The sequence below is a fragment of the Paenibacillus sp. 01L418 genome, from assembly GCF_056400045.1.
Genome location: NZ_JBFTSN010000805.1, coordinates 1 through 1,028, shown reverse-complemented (window position 1 = coordinate 1,028; position 1,028 = coordinate 1). Strand labels below are relative to the sequence as shown.

Below are 1,028 nucleotides of genomic sequence, written 5' to 3'. Positions count from 1 at the left end.
CGTATATTTATACAGTGGGCCTTCTCGAAAGACAATATAGCTACACGACAGCCATCGGTCTATTTAAATCCGTGGTCGGACTTGTCTTAATTATGACAGGCAACACACTCAGCAAGAAGATGACTGGTGAAGGTTTATATTAAGGAGGAGACCCCCATGGTAAAAATAAGCACCGGACAGCGTTGGTTTAACGTGTTCAATTATATTTTTCTTATCGTACTTGGCTTAAGCATGATTTTGCCAATCATTCATGTCGTAGCGCAATCGCTCAGCAGCAATGCAGCAATCAACACGGGCAAAGTTTATTTATGGCCGGTCGAGCCAACGCTGACCAACTTTAAGGCGGTTATTGGGGAGAAGCTCATTTGGCGGTCGTTTGGCATTAGCGTGTACATTACAGTTGTAGGGACACTGATTAATTTGGTGATGACGGCAACACTGGCTTATCCGTTGTCGCGTGCCGAATATGTATACCGCAAGCCTGTATTAATTATGGTTCTTCTGACGTTAATTTTCACTGCACCGCTTATTCCGAACTATTTGCTCGTAAAAGAGCTGGGTCTTCATGACACGTTATGGTCATTGATGCTGCCTGGAGCAATAAGCGCTTTTAATTTGTTTGTTATGCGCTCGTTCTTTATGGGACTTCCAACAGAGCTGATTGATTCATCACGAATCGACGGCTGTGGCGAGATGCGGATTTTATGGAACATTATTTTGCCGCTGTCAAAGCCCGTTATGGCGACGCTCGGTATTTTCTATGCGGTATCGCACTGGAACAGCTATGCGAATGCGCTCTATTATATCAACGATAGATTGTTGTACCCGCTCCAAGTAAGGCTGCGGGAATTTATTATTACGGACAGCTCCTCCATTTCTGCGCCAGCCGAGGATGCCTTATTGTCTTCACCGGAAGGCATCAAAATGGCTGTCGTTGTCATTGCAACCATCCCGATTATGATGGTATATCCGTTCCTGCAAAAGCATTTTACGAAAGGAATGATGGTCGGATCTGTAAAGTCATAGGC

At 44.7% G+C, this 1,028-nt stretch carries 1 protein-coding gene and 1 pseudogene; both read left to right on the top strand.

Annotated features, from left to right (window positions below):
* Positions 1-143: pseudogene (locus AC1DSE_RS35775) on the top strand (sugar ABC transporter permease); the annotation flags it as partial.
* 13 nt (positions 144-156) lie between these two features.
* Positions 157-1,026, top strand: a complete 870-nt coding sequence (locus AC1DSE_RS35770) for a carbohydrate ABC transporter permease (RefSeq protein WP_441910687.1) — start codon at positions 157-159, stop codon at positions 1,024-1,026.
* Positions 1,027-1,028: the final 2 nt, after the last annotated feature.